Below are 22,619 nucleotides of genomic sequence, written 5' to 3'. Positions count from 1 at the left end.
TTTTAAGTATATTTATCTACTTTAATTAGCAAGATCAAAGAAAGTAAGTAGTGATAATTGCTAACGAGAAAATTATTTCTCGTTAGCAATAGTGGAGTTTTATTTTCTGAGATAAATTTACAATTAATTAGTCTCAATATTGAGTAAGTTTGCAGGAGAAAATTGATCCGTTAGTACCGGGCTATCATCGGGCCAATCTTGATGTATTGCCGTTGACTCAATACTTTTATAAAGTTGTCTTGCATCGACACCAATAGCCAGTAACTGAGTAGCTAACTCATTAATAATATTATTCTTTGCAACTTCCCACTGTTTTTTCTCAAGATTTTCATCGAGCCCGTTATTGCGAGCAAGTATGATTCGATTACTATTATCAGGATTACTTACCTGATAATAATCACCAAAAACAGCTTTGTAAGTGGCTGACTCATAAGCATAGAGCTTACTAGAAGAAAAAGTGTTCGCCGTAAGTATGCCCTGAGGAGAAAGTAAACGTTTGGTTTCTTCTAAGTACTCTTTGGTCATTAAGTGCTCTGGAATATAATCACCATTAAACGCATCAAGTATAATCCAGTCATATTCTTTCTGCTTTAATAAAGCTCTTTTGACAAATACTCGACCGTCTTGACTGTATGTTTTTATCTGATCATTTTCCAAATAGCCAAAGTATTGTTGAGCAACTTTAATGACACTCTTATCTATTTCTACGTTATCAATGTAACTTTCAGGCAATAACTGGTGTAAAGTATTTGACATTGTGCCGCCGCCTAAACCAATGATCAAAATACGTTTTGGTTCAGGGTTAATTAATAAACCGGTAAGCAATTGTTTAGTATAATTAAAAACCAATCGTTGCGGTTGGCTTTTCAGAAAGCAGCTCTGCCGTGTTTTAGTGCTCTTAACATTAAATTTCAAGCAACGTAAATCCCCGTTATCTTCCACGAGAATATTTCGATATAAAGAACGCTCATTATGAATCACCTCAGCCATTGCATTATTGGTAAGCCAAATAGCTAACACAATACAAAGGCTTTTGATAAGTTTACCCGCTGATTTAAGCATGACGGATATCTCGCTCTACTTTCGTTTTAAATAAACTCGCCTTAGCTTTGGCAACGACAATAGTAATGAAACCTAATAGGCTAAGTATAAGACTCACACTGACCACAATGGTGTTTATATCAAACCATAAGACCAGATAAAAAGAAGTAATAATAGTACCTAAAGCACTGCCTAAGGTAGAAACAAAGTATAATTTCCCAGCGACCTGACCACTTTCATTAGAGTTTCTAACTAACAATCTAACCGAATAAGGGGATAACATACCTAAAATAATCGTTGGCACAAAAAAGAGTGCTGTCGAGGCAAGTAGTGAGCCGTAACGAGAGTCTTCAACGGTCAAAAAAATACTCTCCATTAACCAAGTACTTGATGTGGCAATGGGTACTAAGGTCATTCCAGCAATAATGAAAATAGCACCATAACGGGTAAGTGAGGCAGAGCGGGTGGAAAACTTCCCCCCTAGTAAGTAACCTAACGCTAAACTGAGCATAAAAACCGTGATGATACTGCCCCAAATATGGACGCTACTGCCAAAAAAAGGAGCAAGAATCCGACCGGCGAGCAGTTCAATGCACATGATGGAAAAACCACTAGTAAAAGCAAGGAAATAAATAAATAGGTTGCTGTAATTAACTGAATTTTTGAATTCTTGCATGTTTAATATAATTATTATTATGGAAATTTATATAAACACTGTAAATTATTTTTTCGAATTTGGGTAGTCAACAACGTTATCTTGCTTGTTGCTTGTAATACTTAATCGCTACCTGCTATCGCTATATATTCCGTTGAAGCTGGAGTCAAACTTATCAACTCATCTTAAAATAGCCACTAGATTACTGATTATCCTCTCCAAACAAAGCGCTACAATACCTCTATGACCGTGAGGCATCATAACTATCATTATCTTTCCAACGTAACATCACGCGTGTCTACAGTGAACAAATAATTAACTATCTTAGTCCTTGGCGTTAAATATGCTTAATTTCGATAGAAATATGTGAAAGCTGCGGCAAGATTTCCTTTAAAATACCTTCATATTCACCTGAACTCAGTGGCTGCGCAGATGTGACTTTAAGAATAGCTGCTTGGTGAGCTGTCGCTATTGCCCATACATGTATATCATTGACCACAGTGTTTTTGTCGCTTAATGCTTTGGAGACTTTTTCTAATGATGATTTTTTTACCGACTTATCAAGAAGAATATCACTAGACTCTTTAACTAAACTGTAAGACCAGCGTAAGATCACTATAGCGCCAACAACTCCCATTACGGGATCCATCCATACTAAACCAACATATTTTCCCACTAACAAAGCAACAATGGCCAATAAAGACGTTAGCGTATCAGCCAACACATGAAAGTAGGCTGCTTTCATATTGTGATCATGATGGTGATGGTGCTCTCCATGATGATGGTGATGATCATCATGGAGTATAAATACAGAAGCAACATTAACCACTAAACCTATAATGGCAACCACTATCGCCTCATTAAAGTGAATGGATTGTGGTTCTAATAGCCGTTGAACCGACTCTATTATCATCATCAAGGCGACTATAGCTAATGCAATAGCACTGGCAAAACCACCTAAAGAATTTACCTTGCCAGTTCCAAAACTAAAGTCCTTATTGTTTGCATGTTTTTTTGCATAAGAATAGGCGAAAATTGCAATTAAAAATGCGGCAGAGTGAGTACCCATATGCCATCCATCAGCAAGAAGTGCCATGGAGCCCGACCAAGTACCAGCTGCAATTTCAAGTACCATAATCACTGTGGTTAACCAGAAAACAGTTTTTACCTTATTTTCATGGAGTTTATTATCAATACCGAAATTATGAGAATGTTCCCATTGAATACTACTATCACTTTCCATTAAAGATCCTGAATTGTAAAATTTGCATCACTTAGCAATAGCATATATTTTACAGCTAAAATATACTACCCCCCTGTATATAACTTTACTAAAAGGAAAGAGATGTCGCATACCATTTTAGGCAAAAAAAAATTACTCAGTCGCGTTAGGCGCATAAAAGGTCAGTCCATTGCTTTAGAAAGTGTTTTAGAAGGTGAGCCTGACTGTATGGCAGTTTTACAACAGGTTGCAGCTATTAAGGGTGCTGTAAATGGACTAATGAAAGAGGTATTAGAAGGTCATTTGAGAGAACATTTAACTATCGATAACTTGAGCCAAGAGGAAAGAACAGAAGAAGTTGAGCAAGTTATTACCGTTTTAAAGAGCTACTTAAAATAAAATAATAAAAATACACTCTTTAGAGAAATTCTCTGACTTATATATCAGAGATACACTTTTTACACGGAAATAGGCATCGATCAGATTTTGATTGTACAGTGTAAGACAAAGACTGAACTTATTTACTATATAGCAGTGTTCATAACGAAAAGCATTTCGAAGGTTATCTATGTGATTGATACAATAAGAAGTTGAAGTAGGTATTGAAAATGGTGGGCCTTCGCAGACTTGAACTGCGGACCTGCCGATTATGAGTCGGATGCTCTAACCAACTGAGCTAAAGGCCCATTTTCATATGTATGGCCTGGTTTTTCTAATGCGTTTGGCAGTGCAATCAAATGAGTGAACTAACAAAGCGGGTGCAGTATAAGCATTTTTTATTTTGTTGTCACCTAATGAACTTTAAATAATTGTGTTTTTTTACTGACAGCTTATTTCTTAAGCAAACTGAGGAATCTTCGCGCTAAAATCGATAGGTCAATCCGACACTCACCTCACTCTGGACCCAAATATTACTCGAAATATATATTGCGCATACTTCATCACAGAATATTGCGCTATCAGAGTTAAAGAAGGTTCCATAGACACGACCGTCTAGCCTTAGCTTTAGCCGTTCACTTAAATCTATTTTAGAAGCTAAGCCTACATTCAAGGAAAAACGAGTTTCATCACTTAGTTGCTTATCACTAGGAGCAAGGTGAGTTAACCCCAAGCCACCAGTAAGATAAAAAGGCACAGGACCTTCAGAGATAGGGACATTTCCACCTAAATGGACATAAGTAATACCAAGACTGGTATTACTCGCCGAAAAGTCATCCGATTCAGAAAAGTTGGTATTGTAATGACTTATTAATAATTCGCCTTGCCGTTTTCTATCGAACGACCAAGCGGTTAATAAACCGTAACTCACCTCATCATTTAATTCTACACGATTATGTATTTCATTTTGGCTAGTATCAAAATCACCACCAAAACGATATCCAATCAATGGAGTGACTTCAAGCTCTAATGCTTGTTTTGCCATAGTGGGCATAGATATGAGGGAAAGAACACAAAGCATTGCTAACATAACACGCATAGAATTTCCTTATCTTAGAAAGTAAAAAGAGTAAGCTAGGGCTACTAACTTACTCTTTATTATGTATATTTAAAACTGTATTTCAAATATTTTAACTTTATTCACCATCTAAGAAGCTTTTCAGCTGCTCTGAACGAGATGGATGACGCAATTTGCGTAACGCTTTAGCTTCAATTTGACGAATACGTTCGCGGGTAACATCAAATTGTTTACCAACTTCTTCCAAGGTATGATCAGTATTCATATCAATACCAAAACGCATTCTAAGTACTTTAGCCTCACGAGCAGTTAACCCTGCAAGTACTTCATGAGTCGCCCCTTTAAGGTTTTCAGAAGTAGCAGAATCAACAGGCAGTTCGCCACTACCATCTTCAATAAAGTCACCTAAATGCGAGTCTTCATCATCACCGATAGGCGTTTCCATTGAAATTGGCTCTTTAGCTATTTTCAATACTTTTCGAATCTTATCTTCAGGCATTACCATGCGCTCAGCTAACTCTTCTGGCGTTGGTTCACGTCCCATTTCTTGTAACATTTGACGAGAGACACGATTTAACTTGTTAATCGTTTCAATCATATGTACTGGAATACGAATGGTACGTGCTTGGTCGGCAATAGAGCGAGTGATTGCTTGACGAATCCACCAAGTTGCATAGGTTGAAAATTTATAACCACGACGGTATTCAAACTTATCAACAGCTTTCATTAAGCCAATATTACCTTCCTGGATTAAATCAAGGAACTGTAAGCCACGGTTGGTGTATTTCTTCGCAATTGAGATAACTAAACGTAAGTTAGCCTCAACCATTTCTTTCTTAGCACGACGAGCTTTTGCTTCACCAATAGACATACGGCGGTTAATATCTTTAATACCGTGAATGTTAAGGTGTGTTTCTTCTTCAATTTGATTCAGTTTGTAAATACAACGCTCAACATCATGCTCAACATTGCCTAACTTAGCTGAGTATGGATTGCCTGCAGACTTTTCTGCATCAAACCATTCTTTTGAAGTTTCATTGCCTGGGAATATTTTAATGAATGTCGTTTTAGGCATGCCAGCACTAACACAATGCTTCATAATCAAACGTTCTTGAACACGCAATCTGTCCATCATGCCACGCATGTTTTTAACTAATCGATCAAATAACTTAGGAATTAAACGAAATTCTTTAAAGACGTCAGCAACCACATCAATAGCGTCTTGAGCGTCTTTATGACCTCGACCTTTCAATTTAACTATTTTAGTTGCATTCTCATGAGCTTCGCGAAGTAAAGTGAATTTTTCACGTGCTAGTTCTGGATCTGGCCCCGTATCTTCATCTTCTTCATCATCTTCATCATCTTCAGATTTTTCATTATCTTCATTATCAAGATCTTCTTTAGATAACTCACTACCGACATGGGTCGCTGCAGCAGCAACATCATCATCTTCAGCATCAGGGTCTAAAAAGCCAATAATGATATCAGTTAAGCGAACTTCTTCTGCTTCAAAGTTATCCCACATATCTAACAAGTAGTTTATTGCTGGTGGGTATTCAGAAACACTACGCTGAACTTCTTTAATGCCTTCTTCAATACGCTTAGCAATGACAATTTCGCCTTTGCGCGTTAGAAGTTCAACAGTCCCCATTTCACGCATATACATACGTACCGGGTCTGTTGTACGACCAATTTCACTTTCTACCGTTGCAAGTGCTTGCGCTGCAGCTTCTGCTGCATCTTCATCAGTATTCCCTTCGCTCATCATCAAGGTGTCTTGATCTGGCGCATTTTCAAATACCTGAATACCCATATCGTTAATCATACTAACGATATCTTCAACTTGATCAGAGTCGATTATGTCTTGTGGAAGATGATCATTAACCTGCGCAAACGTTAAATAACCTTGTTCTTTACCTTTGGTTATCAGGTCTTTAAGTCTAGATTGAGGGGCTGGTTCCATTGACGAGTGTCCACCTGTATATTATAAATATGGGATGTAAAATATGCGCTGAAAACATTAGTAAAAGCTAATAAATGACGCAATAAAGCCGGAAATTATAGCGAATTATTAAATCAGTTACCAGCAAATATCCTGTCTTAATCGCTTGTTAACATTTAACACTAATATAATAGCGTTAATTTCTTTTATACTTGCTAAGTATAGCTAAAACTAAGAGTTAAGCATTTAATATTGCTTGTAACTCTTGCTTTTCCTCAGCAGTCATCTGTCCAGTTCGTGCCTTTTGTAATAATACTTCAGCGCGTTGCTCAACAAAGTTATTCAATAGCTTTTCAATACTATCAAGAAACACATCAGTTGCTGCATCGGCTTCAACGTGATGCTGCCAACACATCAACTTTGCTAATTGTGAACCTTGCTCCGTACCACGAAAATATTCAAGTAATTGCGGTGACTTTATATCAGGGTTATTCTGACAAACACTCAACACTTGAATTAACAGTGGAATTCCAGGTGCAGTTAAAGGCTTTAACACACTAAGTTCACCTAAGCTATTTGCTATATGGGGATGTTCTAACAATAATGCAAGGGCTAATCTCACCGGGGTAACTTTTGTACGCTTTTGTGATACTTTCTTTTCTGGGCTAGCATTTAATTTTCGCAATTCGATCATACGTTTTTCGCTTGTGACACTAAAACGTGATGCCATTTCATCAATCATTGCATTTCTTAATATGCTGTCCGGCATTTTTTGAATATAAGGCTGAAGTTTATCAATCAGAGCAACTTTTTCTTCTGTACTAGAGGCAGGGTTATCTTCTAAGAATTTATCGAAAATAAACTTTGAAAGTGGCATTGCATGATCTAACAGAGTTTCGAAAGCCTGCTGACCTTGCTCTCGAATAAGTGAGTCGGGATCTTCATCATCTGGTATAAATACAAATTTCAACGAAAATCCATCTCGTATAAGTGGTAAGGCATTCTCCATTGCACGCCATGCAGCATCACGTCCTGCCCTATCACCATCATAACAACAAATAACATCAGGCACGGTACGAAATAGGGTTTGGAGCTGCTCAAACGTTGTCGCAGTTCCTAACGAAGCAACCGCATAATCGACACCATGTTGAGCTAATGCAACAACATCCATATAACCTTCAACAACTATCAGACGCTTAAGTTTTTTATTAGCCTGCTTAGCTTCATGCAATCCATAAAGCTCTTGTCCTTTATGATAAATACGTGTTTCAGGTGAGTTCAAATATTTGGGTTTTTCATCTCCCAATACTCGCCCACCAAAACCAATGACTCGGCCGCGCTTATCACTGATTGGAAACATGATACGTCCACGAAAACGGTCATAAGGACGTTGTTTATCTCCTGAAATTGCCATGCCAAGATCAATCAATTGTTGATTAGCTTGACCATTACGTGAGAAGGTATTCATCATACCATCCCATGCATCACTTATATAACCAATACCGAATCGCTTAACAACCTCACCACTAAGACCTCTGCCCTTTAAATATTCAATGGCGGTCTCTTTGTCACTAGCTACTTTCAATTGTTGCTGATAAAAACGACTGATCTGCGACATTAATTCGTAATCATCTTGTTTTTGTTGGTAAATTTTCTGCTGCCGACGCTGCTCTGCCGGACTGGCTGTATTTTCTTCTCGGACAACTTCCATACCGCAATGGGATGCAAGCTCTTCCACCGCATCAACAAAGTCTAGACGATCAAACTCCATCAAAAATGAAATAGCATTACCGTGTTCACCACAACCAAAGCAGTGGTAAAATTGTTTATCTTGGCTAACAGTAAAGGAAGGTGATTTTTCATTATGAAATGGGCAGCATGCTTGGTGATTTTTACCTGCCTTTTTCAACGGCACTCGGCTATCAACCAACTCAACAATATCAGCTCTGTTAAGTAAGTCATCAATAAATTGTCGAGAAATGCGTCCAGCCATAATGTTTAAGCGTCACCGTCAAAGGAAAATTATACCAAGCGGACTAATTTATTGATCACTTAGTGAGAATTAAAAAGGCTTAAAGGCAAGGCATTGGTTGAAGAGAACGGTTGTCCCCTTGTCGAAATCAATAACGCCGCGTATAAGCTTTTTAAACTTACCCTCTGGGAGCTCATTAGCAAACTGATAACTTCACAAAAAATAGAAAATATAGAATAACTATATTTAAAATATTTTGCTTGTTCTAAGCCCGCTACTGAAGCTCTATGTTGGTCAATAAATTAACCCGCTTGGTATTACACTCGTATTCTACACAATACGAGTAAGAATGTAGTTGGATTTTTTTACTTTCAGTTAAAGAAATCTTAAAAATAAATCATAAAAAAACCGTAACAGCCAAAGCCGCTACGGTTTTATTTAATTCACTAACTATAGTATCAGCAATTAAGCTACAACTATAAACCTTGCAGGCTTGTTCTCACTTGACCGCTTACCGCGCCCATGTCAGCTTTACCTTGCATTAAAGGTTTCAACACCGCCATTACTTTACCCATATCAGCCATAGAAGCTGCTCCAGACTCGGTAATTGCTTTGCTTATTAATTCATTGATTTCTTCTGCACTAAGCGGTTGCGGCATGAAAAATTCTAAAGCAACAACTTCAGCTGCTTCTTTCTCTGCCAATTCTTCACGACCACCTTCATTGAACATTTTAATTGACTCTTTACGCTGTTTAACCATTTTAGTTAATATAGCGATAATATTGTCATCTGTTGCTTCGGTATCATGATCAATTTCTGCTTGCTTAACTGCAGAAAGCGCCATGCGAATAACACCTAGACGCAATTTGTCTTTGGCTCGCATAGCAATTTTCATTTCATCTTTGAGTTGTATTAGAAGTGACATCTATATCAATCTCTTAGAGATAGTTTTACTAAGATAATTCTTAGTACATGCGAACGCGACGAGCGTTCTCACGAGAAACTTTCTTCGCAGCACGTTTAACAGCAGCTGCTTTCTTACGTTTACGTTCCCAAGTCGGTTTTTCATAGCTTTCGCGACGACGAACTTCTGAAAGGATTCCTGCTTTTTCACATGAACGTTTAAAACGACGTAATGCAACGTCAAATGGTTCGTTTTCTCTAACTTTAATTACTGGCATGTACTTTATTACCTTAGTGTATCTATATAAATTGGTGATTGATTTCGGCTCGACAGCAAAATTTTTGCAATGTTTTGCCCCATCTACACCCGCTCTATCAAAAATGGGTGACGTATTCTACTGCTAAGCGAGTACGAATGTAAAGATTAATTTAAGGGTTATCGATCTTTCGTGGGTTGAGTTTAGTTACTTCATCTGGGTTTTTATAGAAAGCTGTATTGATAACTCTTATCTAATTTCCCACTAAATGCTGGCAAATATCAGATGAGTTAATTCCCTTGATATTTAATCTTATAAAATTTAACCAAAGAGAGCCGTTTTTTTAAATCCGCTGGTGTCTATCTTATAAACACAGTAAAATTGCCTCAACAATAATTGCTGTGTTTTGAGCCAGTAATTATTCGTTACTTTTCCTACTTTTTTGAGATTATATTTTATGCGTATTTTGGGTATTGAAACGTCATGTGATGAAACAGGTATCGCCATTTATGATGACGGTCTAGGTGATAGTCCTGGAGGTATACTTGCCCATCGTTTATATAGTCAAATAGCAGTTCACGCAGATTACGGTGGTGTAGTTCCTGAACTAGCTTCAAGAGATCATGTCCGAAAAACTATCCCTTTAATTAAAGAAGTTTTAGACGATGCCAACCTTACCCCGCAAGATTTAGATGGCGTTGCCTACACAGCGGGTCCAGGTTTAGTTGGTGCACTATTGGTTGGCTGTTCCATAGGCAGAAGTTTGGCTTATGGATGGGAATTACCCGCCGTACCTGTGCACCATATGGAAGGTCACCTGTTAGCCCCTATGCTCGAAGACGATGTGCCCGAGTTTCCATTTGTTGCTTTATTGGTTTCTGGCGGTCATACCATGCTAGTACGTGTCGATGCGATTGGCGAATACAAACTACTCGGTGAATCGGTTGATGATGCTGCCGGTGAAGCCTTTGACAAAACAGCTAAGTTACTCGGGTTAGACTATCCAGGCGGACCAGCTTTATCAAAAATGGCTGAAAGTGGTGTAGCTGGCCGTTTCAAATTACCTCGCCCCATGACCGACCGTCCGGGATTAGATTTTAGCTTTAGTGGTTTAAAAACCGCAGCAGGCACCTTAGTACGCAAAGAATGTGAAAATTTATCAGATAGCGATCTTAAACAAACCCATGCTGATATTGCTAATGCGTTTCAGCAAGCTGTGGTAGATACCTTAGCAATAAAATGTAAACGAGCCCTGCAACAAGAAAAGTTGAACCGATTGGTAATTGCTGGTGGTGTAAGTGCAAATACAGCTTTACGTGAGAAACTTGGCGTAACTACAAAGAAGTTGGGCGGTAGTGTGTTTTATCCTCGTCCAGAGTTTTGCACTGATAACGGCGCTATGATCGCTTATGCAGGTTTACAGCGTTTAAAAGCAGGAACCGATGCCGATTTAACGTTTAAAGCAAGCCCTCGATGGCAGTTAGACTCACTGCCTTCAGTCAAATAACAAGCAAGTAAAAGGTACTAAGTACAGCCCTGAGTTTTGCACTACTAACGATACAGGGCGCTATGATTGCTTAAGGCAGGTTTGCAGCGTTTAAAAGCAGGAACCGATGCCGATTTAACGTTTAAAGCGAATCCTCGATGGCAATTAGACTCACTGCCTTCAGTCAAATAACAAGCAAGTAAAGGGTACTAAGTACTGCCCTGAGTTTTGCACTACTAACGATACAGGGCGCTATGATTGCTTAAGGCAGGTTTGCAGCGTTTAAAAGCAGGAACCGATGCCGATTTAACGTTTAAAGCGAATCCTCGATGGCAGTTAGACTCACTGCCTTCAGTCAAATAACAAGCAAGTAAAAGGTACTAAGTACAGTCCTGATTTTTACACTACTAACGATACAGGGCGCTATGATTGCTTAAGGCAGGTTTGCAGCGTTTAAAAGCAGGAACCGATGCCGATTTAACGTTTAAAGCAAGCCCTCGATGGCAGTTAGACTCACTGCCTTCAGTCAAATAACAAGCAAGTAAAGGGTACTAAGTACTGCCCTGAGTTTTGCACTACTAACGATACAGGGCGCTATGATTGTTAGGGAACCTAGTTCATCAACATACTTTGTAGTTTTAGATACTCTACTTTGTTTATAGAGAATTCATTAAATTTTATGGGTGATTTTACTTTCTGTACCTTTGAGCAAGCGCTTAATATTATCTCGATGTCGAAATATTATTAGAGCGCTGAGCATCAATGTTGGATAAACATATAACGGTTTTAAAAAATAAACATACAGTGGTGCAACGGATACCGTAACTATCGCAGCTAAGCTAGAGTATTTGGTGAGTTTCGCCACACATACCCAAGTCAAGATTAATAACCCTCCCAACGTAAAGCCAATAGGTAATAATGTACCCAGTGCAGTTGCTACCGCTTTTCCACCTTTGAAATTGAAAAAAATTGGGTACATATGCCCTAGACAAGCAGCAACGCCAATAACACCTAGGTAAAGAGAATCGATTTTTAAAAAATACGCTCCCCATACAGGGATAGTACCTTTTAAAATATCAAGAAAAAGAACGATTGCAGCAGTAAACTTATTGCTCATCCGCAACACATTAGTTGCGCCTGGGTTATTTGAGCCCGTCGTTCTAGGATCTGGTAAACCTGAAAATCGGCATACTAATATAGCACTCGAAATAGAGCCTATTAAATAAGCAGCAATGATCATAGCGAGCGTAAGTAGCAACATCTAAATGACGAAATCCATCGTTAAGTACTAAAAGGTTAATATTCTATCTTCATCTCTGCTAGTTTTTCTAGCACTTCGCAGGTAAAATCCTAGCTTATTTTGTAACAATTGCCTAAGTACTGCAATAGTTCTTCTAACAACATAACAGGTAAATCATGGATAAGGTGTACATTAAGGGTTTAAGTATCCAAACCACTATTGGCTTTTTTCAATGGGAAAAAGAGATAAAGCAAACCTTGGTCATTGACTTGGCTATGGGTTGGAATACTGCTAACGCAGCGCTGAATGACGAATTGGCAAAAACATTAGACTATGCCGATATCTCAGTAGCGATAGAACGTTTTGCCAACGACAATCCTGTTGACTTAATTGAAACCCTTGCTGAACGCTTAGCTGGTTATCTAATGACACAGTATCAAATACCTTGGCTAAAACTATTCATTGGTAAACCCGGTGCAGTTCATAATGCCCAAACTGTTGGGGTTGAAATTGAACGCGGTAAGCAAAGTATTGAGAAAAGCTCTTAATGGCTCAAATCTATATTTCATTAGGCAGTAACATTAACCGCGAGCATTATGTTAAACAAGGTTTACTCTCATTGGCTGCTGCATTTGAACTGCCTTTTGAACAGTTAACATTATCTTCCTTATTTGAAAGCAAGGCTGTTGGTTTTGATGGCGCCGCTTTTTATAATATGGTGGTAGGCATAAAGTGTTCACAAAATGTTGAAGAAGTAGCAAGTATATTACGCACCATAGAGTTTGCTCATGGTCGTGATCATAACGCTAAGAAGTTTAGCCCGCGCAGCTTGGATCTTGATTTATTATTATTTGATGATTTAGTTATTGATCAACCCGCTCAATTGCCCCGAGAAGAAATAACTAAGAACGCGTTTGTTTTATGGCCGTTGAGTCAAGTTGCACCTGAACTTATCCATCCCGTTGTAAAACAAAATTATCGAGATTTGTGGCAACACTACAATAAAAGCAGCCAACAACTTAGCATTGTCGCTAATTGCTGGTAATGACAATTATCATTAAACTTATTTACCCAAAAAAATAGTAAAGGACAACTAACCTCCCATGAGCGCTTTAGAAATATTTATCCTTGCCTTATTACAAGGCTTAACAGAATTTTTACCCATTTCCAGTTCGGCCCATCTCATTTTACCTTCTCAAATTTTAGGGTGGCAAGATCAAGGTTTAGCCTTTGACGTTGCCGTTCATGTCGGTACATTATTGGCTGTAATGATGTATTTTCGTAAAGAGCTTGGTGCTATGGCAGTTGCTTGGTTAGGGACGGTAGGAGTTGGACCAGAAAAAGGGCGCGGAGGATTTGATGCCAAATTATCTTGGTGGATTATACTCGCAACGATTCCTGCTGGCTTATTTGGCTTATTAGGTAAAGATTTTATCGAAGAGCACTTACGGTCTGCCTTAGTCATCGCCATGACTACCTTACTATTTGGTTTCCTTTTGGGCTTTGCCGACATAAAGGCAGGTAAACGAACTGAACATAAACCTATGGAGAAGTTGGGTCTTAAAGGAGCAATGTTAATTGGTTTAGCACAAGCTGTTGCTCTCATTCCTGGTACTTCTCGTTCGGGTATCACCATGACCATTGGCTTAATGTTAGGTTTAAGCCGTGATAATGCCGCCCGTTTTTCATTCTTACTGTCTATACCAGCTATTGCTATGGCTGGTAGCTATTTAACATTAAAGCTTATTTTATCCACTGAAAGTGTTGATTGGTTTGCTATGGGATTAGGTAGTTTAATAGCTTTTATTAGTGCCTATGCTTGTATCCATTACTTTCTTATTTTACTAGAGAAACTGGGCATGATGCCATTTGTTATCTACCGATTAGCTCTTGGTCTTGGCTTACTTTGGTTTATCTTAGGATAAACCTTAAGTTAGCTAAATTCATCGTTGCCTAACACCCATTGTATATTAACAGAATCAACATTTTACCAACACATTTGAGAATAAAAGTATGATTGCCATTACCCTAGATAATTTTCAGCAAGTCGTTGTTGAAGAATCAAAAAACAAGTTAGTCCTCGTTAGTTTTTGGGCTGAGCAGGTACCAGAAAGTGTTGAATTACGAGATAAACTAGCAGCCAAACTATCAAACTTAAGTGAGCACATCACTTTTGCCACTATTGACTGCCAAAGCCAAGGACAAATTGCACAACAATTTGGAATTCAAGGCTTACCAACGGCAATTTTATTAAAAGATGCCCAGCCTCTCGATGGTATTTCAGGCCAACAAGACGATGCAAGCATAGCTAAGTTTTTAGATAGCCACTTACCCAAACCTGAAGATATATTATTATCTCAGGCAAAAGCCGCACTTAGTGATAATCAACTAATTGAAGCTCAAAACATCATCACACAGGCCTATCAAATCGATAATAGTCGTGCTGATATTAAGTTAGTGCTAATTGACATTTACTTGCAAACAGGAAAAACCAGTGAAGCGAAAGCATTATTAGATACCATAATGATGGTTGACCAAGATAGTGATTATCACGCTTTTTTAGCCAAAGTAGAATTAGCAGAACAAGCTGAAAACTCCCCTGAAATTCAAGCGTTAGAAAGGCAATTAAAAGCAACGCCTGATGATATTAATGTTAGCCAGCAACTTGCTACTCAGTATAGCCAAGTTAATCGTCAAGAAGATGCGCTAATTATACTATTCCGTTTAGTACAAGCGGGCGATGAGCATACAAAAGAAAGAAGCAAAGAGTTATTTCTCGATGTATTAAAAGCTTTACCTGATGGTGATCCTCTTGCAGCCAAGTTTCGTAGAAAATTATATACCCTAATGTATTAACTGCTTATTACTGAAGCCTGTGTTTCATAAGCTTACGAGCAATAATAATATGACACAGGCCTTTAATAAATATTAAGAGACTGGTTCATTAATTTGTGGTGGCCATTGACTTGTCCCTGTATGTACCATGTGATTTACCCCTTGCTCAAATATTTTTTCGCCTACATACGCTGAACGTTGAGGCCTGCTAATAAGGTAGCCTTGGATATTCTTTACCCCTATAGATTTCAACAGTTCTAATTGCTCTACTTGCTCAATACCTTCAGCGACCACTTTTAATTCCAGTTTTTCCGCCATATCAACAATCGAATGTAATATTTTACTGTATTTACTATTCTGTACTGCTTCAGACACAAAAAGCTTATCTATTTTTAGAACGTCAACTGGTAAGTTAGCCAATACTGATAATGAGCTAAAGCCTGTACCAAAGTCATCAATGGCAATCATTACACCTTGAGCTTGAAGTTTTTTAAGTTCATCAAACAATTCATCAGGTGCACTAATAAAACAACTTTCTGTTATTTCTAACATTAAAGCACATACCGGTAGGCCCGTCTTAGAGAGGGTGTCCATCACCCAATCATACAGAGGTTTATGCTTTACCTGAATGGCAGAAACATTTACCGAAATACGTGCCTTTTTCATGCCAGCGCTATACCAAGCCGCCATTTGGCGACATGCTTCCTCTAAAATCCAGTCCCCTAATTCAAGAATTAGAGTAGAGTCCTCTGCAATAGGAATAAACTCATCTGGGGTAATAGTTCCTTCAACAGGGTGCTGCCAGCGCACTAGAGCTTCAAAGTAGCTTATCCCACAATCATCAATATTGATAATAGGTTGAAAGGTTAAGAAGAAATTAGATGAGTCAATCGCGATACGCATTTCATCAAGCAAATAGTGGTAACGACGCATATTTGACCCCATTTCAGGGGAGTAAATACGATAGACTCCACGACCATCTGTTTTGGCTCGATACATAGCAACATCGGCCATTTGTATTAAAGCATAAGGTTTATCAGCACTATCAGGATATATAGCAATACCAATACTTGCACTTATTTTGATGGTTTTGTTACCTAAAATAAAATCCCTTTCTAATTCTTGTAGTACATCAATGGCCACATTAATGGCATGTTCTGGGCTTTCTAGTTGCTGAATAAATAATGTAAATTCATCCCCCCCTAAACGCGATAAATTATATTCAAGCGCACTATCATCTTCCTTAAAGTTAAGCTTTTTTCGACGTACAATCGACTGTAATCGTTCAGCTACCTGAATCAGTACCTCATCACCAAACGAATGCCCATAGGAGTCATTAACCGACTTAAAACCATCAAGATCAATAAAAAGCAAAGCGGCTTTAACTTCTGTGTCAGCTAGAATTGTCAGTTGTTCATTGATATGTTCTAAAAAATGGTAGCGATCAACCAACTTAGTTAGTTTGTCGCTGAAATGATGTTCCTCTGCTTTTAACTTATATTCGTCACTGATCTGCTGTAGGAAGTCTAAGGAGTGGCTTAAAGCATTCAAATTTCCCGCACTTTTTTTTGTACTGTGATTTAGCTGGTAAGTGTTAATAATATTATCAACTTTATGGCAGAGTGGCTCTACCTCCAAGCCCACTTTTTTGCTGTAATAAAATGCATTAAGCACAACTGAAGTCAACGCCATAATAAATAATGCAATAAAAGGAAGTGTTATATCAATTAACGAAGCAATTAAAAGCTTTTCAAAGGAGAGCAAGCTCACTTGAGCGTTTCGTTGCTCCAATGTAATAAAAATTTTGCCTTGATATAAAAAACTCTTTGGCTTTAACAGTACGGTTGTAATTAATTTTTCATAGTTATTTAACGCAATCAGATCTTTTTTATCGACACTAACAGCCTCATCAAGCTGTACTAGTGCTGTATTTTTTTTTGTCATAGATGCAAGCAACAAAACATAAGTTAAAAGTACAAATACTGCTATAAATAGCGCATTTAGCTTCCAGATCTTAGTGCTTGCCAGCCTCATAATAATAATATCCCCATAAGATAAATAATATCTGATTTAATAATGACCATTAAACTACAATAAACGTAGAAACTAAATGCTTTTTAACTATATAATTATTAGGGTAAATGCTCGCTTGCTAGGTAATCATGTGACTGCATTTCTTGTAAACGACTTAAGCAACGCTTAAATTCAAACGCTAAACGGCCGCCACTATATAAATCATCTAATGGCAATTCAGCTGACATAATCAACTTCACATTTCGTTCATAAAATTCATCAACTAACGCAATAAATCGGCGAGTGGTATCATCACTATCAGGCCCCATCTCTTTTACATTAGCCATTAAAACCGTGTGATAAAGTTGACTAATCTCCATGTAGTCCCCTTGACTTCGGGCACTTTCACACAGCACTGAGAAGTCAAAATACACCACGCCATCACTGACTGAAACGGTTTCTAGTGGGCGATTATGAATATAAATAGATTGCCCAGCTTTGCCCTCGTCAGTTGAGAGTTGTTTGAAGTAATGCACTAAATTTTCATCTGCTTGTGCATCAAGCGGATAATGAAAAATCTCTGCTTGCTCTAAGGTTCTTAAACGATAATCAACGCCACTATCAACATTAACAATAATAGTATGCTTGTTGATAAGTTTTATTGCTGGTAAAAAACGCTCTCGTTGTAAACCATTGCGATACAGCTCATCAGGTATAATATTAGATGTCGCGACTAAGGTGACATTATGGGCAAATAGCTCTTCAAATAACGTGCCTAAAATCATAGCGTCAGTAATGTCAGAAACAAAGAATTCATCAAAACAGATAATTTGTGTTTCATCGGCAAATTTCTTAGCAATAATTTTCAGTGGATCCGACTGGCCTGATAAACCTTTAAGTTCCTGATGAACTCTGTGCATAAAACGATGAAAATGCACGCGCATTTTATTGTTAAACGGTAAGCTATCAAAAAAAGTATCGACTAAATAAGTCTTCCCTCGACCAACCCCTCCCCAAAAATACAAACCTTTGACAGGTTCTACTTCTTGTTTTTTGTAAACTTTTTTCCAACGATTAAGTACTTTTTTAAAGCCAGATACCGCTAAGGGTTTACTTTGTAAGTCGTCGTATAACCTTTGCAGCTGAATGACCGCATTTTCTTGTGCTGCATCAAAGAGAAAATCATCTCTGGTTAAATCTTGCTTATACTTATCAATAGGAGATAGCTTTATCATTGAGAGCCTATGTTTTTTGAATCAATTATTAATATGGGTAAATACACTTGAAAAATAAATTATTACTCAGATATTTTTACTAAGTAAATTGTTTAGATGGTAGTATAATCTAACTAAGTGGCATATTAATAGCCGTCACCAGTCAAAGTGCATGGTTTCAATGGAAATTAAAATCGTTTTTAGCGAGTAAATAATTTAAAAATAGTTATTCTATGCTTTTATTATTTAACCAAATATAAAGTGATTTTACCCCAACGAAAAAGCGCTTGATTAGTCATGGTTTTAAAGCAATCGAATTAATTTCTATTTACAATGTAAGGTACACCCTATGAATGTAGTAATAGCTCTAGTCATTTTTATCATCGGCGGCATTAGTGGTTTTTTCGCAAATCGTCTTCTTTCTAGTACAAGCCAAGAACAGCGTAAGTTAGCTGACCAAGTCAGCAAAAGTGAAGCCGCTTTAGATCAATACAAGCTAGATGTTGCCGAACATTTGGACAGTTCAGCCAAATTACTTGACCAAATGAATAATACTTGTCAAACGGCCATGAAGCAGATGCAAGAAAGCACTCAGCTATTGCAAAAAGCCACTACAGTAGAAACTGATGGCATGCCATTTTTCTCGGCTGAAACTCAGCAGCAGCTAGCACAAACAGCAACATTACGTCACCAAAAGCGTGATAACGATACTGCAGAAGCTATTACAGAAGCACCTCTTGATTATTCTGGTAACCCAAGTGGTTTATTTGCCGATCAGAAACAAAAAGTTACAACTGCGGTGTAAATTGATACATGAATAACTGAACTAAAGCTTTTTAGTTCAGTCTATTTAGGAGTATTTAACAAAGTTAACTGAACCGCAGTTAACTTTTTTTATTGGGTTAACAATAAATATCGGAGAGCTCTTGAATATGAAAAACTCATCTAAATTATCTAAATTATCTATCGTCATCAGTGCTGCATTATTCTCATCAACCCTAGCACTCACTAGCGCTCCTGCATTAGCTAATTTGCCTACACAAGTCGATGGCCATGTAATGCCTAGCCTTGCTCCTATGCTCGAACATGCAACACCTGCAGTAGTCAGTATATCGGTTATAGGCACTCAGAAAGTACCACAACAAAATGTACCTGACGCTTTTAAGTTTTTCTTTGGTAATAAAGGTAAAAATCAAGGACAACCTCAACAAAGACCATTTCGCGGGTTAGGCTCAGGTGTCATTATTGATAGCGATGAAGGCTATGTTGTTACCAATAACCATGTCATAGAAAACGCTGACAAAATAATGATCACTTTAAAAGATGGTCGCCAGCTAGAAGCGAAAAAATTAGGTAGTGATGCGAAAAGTGATATTGCCTTATTACAAATTGATTCTGATAACTTAAGTGAAATAAAATTAGCCGATTCAGACAATTTACGTGTTGGAGATTTCACCGTCGCTATTGGTAGCCCATTTGGTTTAGGGCAAACCGTCACCTCTGGCATTGTTAGTGCCCTTGGCCGCAGTAATCTAAATATTGAACATTATGAAGACTTTATTCAAACTGACGCCGCGATAAATAGTGGTAACTCTGGCGGTGCTTTAGTTAACTTACGTGGTGAATTAATTGGGATAAATACCGCAATATTAGGCCCTAGTGGCGGTAATGTCGGTATTGGTTTTGCTATCCCGAGTAATATGATGCATAACCTAGTTACACAAATTATCGAATTTGGTGAAGTACATCGCGGCATCCTAGGTGTATCTGGGCGTAGTGTTAATAGCGAGATTGCCAAAGCAATGGAGTTAGAAACTAACCAAGGTGGTTTTATTGAACAAGTGATGCCAGACTCAGCTGCTGACGAAGCAGGCATTAAAGCGGGTGATGTAATTATTGCGGTAAACGGTAAAGCAATTAAGAGTTTCTTTGAATTACGCGCTAAAATCGGATCAATTGGAGCAAATAAAAAGGTTAAGTTAACCGTCATCAGAGATGGCGATGATAAAATTTTTACCGTTAAGTTAAAGCAAGATCAAAGTGCTGACATTGCTGCCGCGAGTATTCATGCTATGTTAGATGGAACTCAGTTAGAGAATGACACCAAAAAACAAGCAATTATTATAGAGAAAGTTGCCGAGGGCTCTCCTGCTCAAATGGCTGGATTTCGAGCTGGTGATATAATCACTGGTGTTAACCGAAGCCGTATCAAAGATATTGCTCAATTACGTGATTATCTCAAAGGTAAAAGCGGTGTATTAGCACTAAATATTATTCGAGATAACCATGCTCAGTACATAATGATCCGTTAATACATCTTTCGTCATCACTAATCCTCTATCTTAAGCTGATCATGTTGAACCAAGCTATGCAATAGCTTGTAAGATTATGATCAGCTTTTTTATGTTACACTGAAAATATTGGTACAACATAAAATAAGACAGCCTTTGAAACTCTTCTCTTCTATCAAATATACGATTACAGCAATAAGTTACGGCGTACTAATCGCGGTCATATTATTGCTCCTTATACCAGGGTTAGTGCCTGGTTTAAATGACACCAATTTAGCAACAAGTCTTTTTAAAGGTAGCCAAGCACAGCAAGCACCACTTTCGTTTGCCAAAGCAGTGAGTATCGCCAGCCCAGCTGTCGTTAATATTTATTCTCAACAAATTGAAGTAAATCCGCAGTACGGTAGAAAACCACGTAAGAGTACTCGATTAGGCTCAGGGGTTATTATGGACACCCATGGCTATATATTGACTAACTTACACGTAATTCGCCAAGCAGACCTTATTCAGGTGTTACTTCAAGATGGCCAAGTATATCCCGCCGAGCTTATTGGTTTTGATCATTATACTGATTTGGCGGTGCTGAAAGTAAGTGCTAACAACTTGCCAGTCATACCGCAAAAAGAGCAGCAAACTTCGCTAGTTGGCGATATTGTGCTGGCGATTGGTAACCCACTAAATTTAGGTCAAACCGTTACCCAAGGGATAATTAGTGCAACGGGCCGTAATGGTTTGAGTAACACAAGTTATCTAGAGTTTTTACAGATGGATGCGGCTATTAATGAAGGTAACTCTGGCGGAGCACTTATTAATAGCAATGGTATTTTAGTTGGTATTAATTCAAGAAAATTCACCCAGTCAAATCCACAACTATCAATTCAAGGAATATTCTTTGCTGTCCCTTACCAGCTGGCTTACAAGGTAATGAAACAAATCATTGAAAATGGCAAAGTGGTACGTGGCTGGTTAGGCATTGCCACCAATCGTTATCATACAGAGTTAAAAGGCTTTGTTGTTGAAGAAGTCATGGAAAATAGCCCTGCTAAAGCAGCCGGTATACAGATAGGCGATATAGTGTATCAGATCAATAATGAGTCAATTAATAGCGTAACAGACGCACTAGATATTATTGCTGAAACCCAGCCAAACACTGAGTTAACCTTCAAAATTTACCGGCAGGGAAATACCATAGAGGCTAAAGTTAAGATAATTGAGTTAACTAACTAATATCAAGATGATTGGTTATCGTTGAACAAGGAAGTTTTCCAACATGGTTACCCATAAAAAAAGGCAGCTAGTCATTATACAGCTGCCTTTTTTATTAATTTTAACTACTAACTTTATTTAATAGTACTACAAGCTTTTATTGCCTGTTCTGTCTATGAATCTAATTCCAGTAAATATTTAACTAAGTTTTGGTAGTCTTGCTCAAAATTGTTACGATCTAATTTTGCCGGATCAATTTTATATTTACCATTAACAATAATTGTTGGCACGCCGGTTAATGCTCTTTTAGCTGTCATATTTTCCTGATATTTCTTCATTGATTTCGCTTGTGAGTTAACGCTAAAGCTTTTCATCAACTTATCAAATTTATCACCATCAGCACCATTTAATACAAAGATATTGCGTAAATCTTTTTCTGTGGTGATTACAGCACGCTGTACATGAATATAGTTAAATAGCGCACCAATTAATTTATCTGAGTCGCCGAGTTGTTCTGCGACAACAGTTGCTTTAGTGATCATTTGTTGAATTTTAGGGCTGGCTGCGCGAAGAAAATCAACATGGTTGCGTTCAAAAGAAGCGTCCTTAGGTAAACTCTTTTTAAGGTTATGCATAATAGGCTCAAATTTAAAACAATGGCCACAATATACGGAGAAATACTCTCTTACTTCTTTTTTCTTAGTTACCGTCTCATTCACTTTAGTATATTGCTCGCCCTCAGTGTATTGTGCAGCAGTGGCGCTTAACGATAAAGCCAACAACGGCAGTAACAAAAGAGATTTTAGTAATTTATTCATTTTTATTTCCTAAAGTAAAATTGCCCAATCAACATAATCAACATAAGTCACTTATAGTACTTATTTA

At 37.9% G+C, this 22,619-nt stretch carries 21 protein-coding genes and 1 tRNA gene; 9 read left to right on the top strand and 13 right to left on the bottom strand.

All coding sequences use genetic code 11. The annotated features are described in order from the left end of the window. Window positions 1-123: 123 nt before the first annotated feature. The 3 genes from ND2E_RS20220 to dmeF form a co-directional block, all read right to left on the bottom strand. The gene (locus tag ND2E_RS20220) at window positions 124-1,062 is read right to left on the bottom strand and encodes a spermidine synthase (protein WP_033091982.1); all 939 of its coding nucleotides are present in this window, start codon (window positions 1,060-1,062) and stop codon (window positions 124-126) included. Next, window positions 1,055-1,717 carry a fused MFS/spermidine synthase gene (locus tag ND2E_RS20225; RefSeq protein ID WP_033091981.1) on the bottom strand — a complete coding sequence of 221 codons (663 nt, stop codon included), beginning with the start codon at window positions 1,715-1,717 and terminating at the stop codon, window positions 1,055-1,057. The genes ND2E_RS20220 and ND2E_RS20225 overlap by 8 nt, the downstream gene beginning before the upstream one ends. Window positions 1,718-2,033: 316 nt before the next feature. Beyond that, window positions 2,034-2,939, bottom strand: coding sequence for a CDF family Co(II)/Ni(II) efflux transporter DmeF (gene dmeF / locus ND2E_RS20230; RefSeq protein WP_033091980.1), 906 nt, complete (start codon window positions 2,937-2,939; stop codon window positions 2,034-2,036). A gap of 102 nt (window positions 2,940-3,041) precedes the next feature. On the opposite strand from dmeF, the gene ND2E_RS20235 reads away from it, so the two are divergent. Then, the gene (locus ND2E_RS20235) at window positions 3,042-3,317 is read left to right on the top strand and encodes a metal/formaldehyde-sensitive transcriptional repressor (protein WP_033091979.1); all 276 of its coding nucleotides are present in this window, start codon (window positions 3,042-3,044) and stop codon (window positions 3,315-3,317) included. A gap of 210 nt (window positions 3,318-3,527) precedes the next feature. On the opposite strand, the gene ND2E_RS20240 is transcribed toward ND2E_RS20235, so the two are convergent. The 6 genes from ND2E_RS20240 to rpsU form a co-directional block, all read right to left on the bottom strand. Next, a tRNA-Ile gene (locus tag ND2E_RS20240) sits at window positions 3,528-3,604 on the bottom strand. 176 nt (window positions 3,605-3,780) lie between these two features. Continuing rightward, window positions 3,781-4,395 (bottom strand): outer membrane beta-barrel protein, encoded by a 615-nt coding sequence (locus tag ND2E_RS20245; protein ID WP_033091978.1) that lies wholly within the window; start codon window positions 4,393-4,395, stop codon window positions 3,781-3,783. Window positions 4,396-4,492: 97 nt separating this feature from the next. Further along, window positions 4,493-6,337 (bottom strand): RNA polymerase sigma factor RpoD, encoded by a 1,845-nt coding sequence (rpoD, locus tag ND2E_RS20250; RefSeq protein WP_033091977.1) that lies wholly within the window; start codon window positions 6,335-6,337, stop codon window positions 4,493-4,495. Window positions 6,338-6,554: 217 nt separating this feature from the next. Then, window positions 6,555-8,309 carry a DNA primase gene (gene dnaG / locus ND2E_RS20255; RefSeq protein WP_033091976.1) on the bottom strand — a complete coding sequence of 585 codons (1,755 nt, stop codon included), beginning with the start codon at window positions 8,307-8,309 and terminating at the stop codon, window positions 6,555-6,557. A 455-nt stretch (window positions 8,310-8,764) separates the two neighbouring features. Continuing rightward, a complete protein-coding gene (locus ND2E_RS20260) occupies window positions 8,765-9,214 on the bottom strand; it encodes a GatB/YqeY domain-containing protein (RefSeq protein WP_033091975.1) in 450 nt (149 codons plus the stop codon). A 40-nt stretch (window positions 9,215-9,254) separates the two neighbouring features. Next, on the bottom strand, window positions 9,255-9,470 hold the full coding sequence (gene rpsU / locus ND2E_RS20265; protein WP_011045067.1) for a 30S ribosomal protein S21: 216 nt from the start codon (window positions 9,468-9,470) through the stop codon (window positions 9,255-9,257). Window positions 9,471-9,906: 436 nt separating this feature from the next. On the opposite strand from rpsU, the gene tsaD reads away from it, so the two are divergent. After that, window positions 9,907-10,956 carry a tRNA (adenosine(37)-N6)-threonylcarbamoyltransferase complex transferase subunit TsaD gene (gene tsaD, locus ND2E_RS20270; RefSeq protein WP_033091974.1) on the top strand — a complete coding sequence of 350 codons (1,050 nt, stop codon included), beginning with the start codon at window positions 9,907-9,909 and terminating at the stop codon, window positions 10,954-10,956. A gap of 649 nt (window positions 10,957-11,605) precedes the next feature. Here tsaD and plsY read toward each other — a convergent pair. Continuing rightward, window positions 11,606-12,196: a glycerol-3-phosphate 1-O-acyltransferase PlsY gene (plsY, locus tag ND2E_RS20275; RefSeq protein WP_081961940.1), complete on the bottom strand. Its 591-nt coding sequence runs from the start codon at window positions 12,194-12,196 to the stop codon at window positions 11,606-11,608. Window positions 12,197-12,351: 155 nt separating this feature from the next. Between plsY and folB the strand changes: the two genes are divergently transcribed. The 4 genes from folB to ND2E_RS20295 all read left to right on the top strand — a co-directional run bounded on the left by folB (window position 12,352) and on the right by ND2E_RS20295 (window position 15,031). Next, window positions 12,352-12,723: a dihydroneopterin aldolase gene (folB, locus tag ND2E_RS20280; protein WP_033091973.1), complete on the top strand. Its 372-nt coding sequence runs from the start codon at window positions 12,352-12,354 to the stop codon at window positions 12,721-12,723. Next, window positions 12,723-13,220: a 2-amino-4-hydroxy-6-hydroxymethyldihydropteridine diphosphokinase gene (gene folK, locus ND2E_RS20285; RefSeq protein WP_033091972.1), complete on the top strand. Its 498-nt coding sequence runs from the start codon at window positions 12,723-12,725 to the stop codon at window positions 13,218-13,220. The genes folB and folK overlap by 1 nt, the downstream gene beginning before the upstream one ends. Before the next feature lie 58 nt (window positions 13,221-13,278). Then, window positions 13,279-14,100, top strand: coding sequence for an undecaprenyl-diphosphate phosphatase (locus ND2E_RS20290; RefSeq protein WP_033091971.1), 822 nt, complete (start codon window positions 13,279-13,281; stop codon window positions 14,098-14,100). Between the two features lie 88 nt (window positions 14,101-14,188). Continuing rightward, the gene (locus ND2E_RS20295; RefSeq protein WP_033091970.1) at window positions 14,189-15,031 is read left to right on the top strand and encodes a tetratricopeptide repeat protein; all 843 of its coding nucleotides are present in this window, start codon (window positions 14,189-14,191) and stop codon (window positions 15,029-15,031) included. Window positions 15,032-15,103: 72 nt separating this feature from the next. Here the strand turns inward: ND2E_RS20295 and ND2E_RS20300 are convergent, their stop codons facing one another. Continuing rightward, window positions 15,104-16,954: a putative bifunctional diguanylate cyclase/phosphodiesterase gene (locus ND2E_RS20300; protein WP_150113686.1), complete on the bottom strand. Its 1,851-nt coding sequence runs from the start codon at window positions 16,952-16,954 to the stop codon at window positions 15,104-15,106. A 188-nt stretch (window positions 16,955-17,142) separates the two neighbouring features. Continuing rightward, window positions 17,143-18,258 carry a cell division protein ZapE gene (gene zapE / locus ND2E_RS20305; protein WP_033091968.1) on the bottom strand — a complete coding sequence of 372 codons (1,116 nt, stop codon included), beginning with the start codon at window positions 18,256-18,258 and terminating at the stop codon, window positions 17,143-17,145. A 328-nt stretch (window positions 18,259-18,586) separates the two neighbouring features. On the opposite strand from zapE, the gene ND2E_RS20310 reads away from it, so the two are divergent. The 3 genes from ND2E_RS20310 to ND2E_RS20320 all read left to right on the top strand — a co-directional run bounded on the left by ND2E_RS20310 (window position 18,587) and on the right by ND2E_RS20320 (window position 21,755). Beyond that, entirely contained in the window at window positions 18,587-19,042 is a 456-nt protein-coding gene (locus tag ND2E_RS20310; RefSeq protein ID WP_033091967.1) for a YhcB family protein, read from the top strand. A gap of 127 nt (window positions 19,043-19,169) precedes the next feature. Beyond that, complete coding sequence (locus ND2E_RS20315; protein ID WP_033091966.1) at window positions 19,170-20,549, top strand: Do family serine endopeptidase; 1,380 nt, start codon at window positions 19,170-19,172, stop codon at window positions 20,547-20,549. A 135-nt stretch (window positions 20,550-20,684) separates the two neighbouring features. Then, a complete protein-coding gene (locus tag ND2E_RS20320) occupies window positions 20,685-21,755 on the top strand; it encodes a trypsin-like peptidase domain-containing protein (protein ID WP_033091965.1) in 1,071 nt (356 codons plus the stop codon). A 152-nt stretch (window positions 21,756-21,907) separates the two neighbouring features. Here the strand turns inward: ND2E_RS20320 and ND2E_RS20325 are convergent, their stop codons facing one another. Further along, window positions 21,908-22,552: a thiol:disulfide interchange protein DsbA/DsbL gene (locus tag ND2E_RS20325; RefSeq protein WP_033091964.1), complete on the bottom strand. Its 645-nt coding sequence runs from the start codon at window positions 22,550-22,552 to the stop codon at window positions 21,908-21,910. Between the last annotated feature and the right edge of the window lie 67 nt (window positions 22,553-22,619).

Origin of the sequence: Colwellia psychrerythraea (assembly GCF_000764225.1) — a bacterium.
Classification (GTDB): domain Bacteria; phylum Pseudomonadota; class Gammaproteobacteria; order Enterobacterales; family Alteromonadaceae; genus Colwellia; species Colwellia psychrerythraea_D.
The sequence above is the reverse complement of the archived record's forward strand: the minus strand, read 5'-3'. Positions and strand labels throughout refer to the sequence as shown.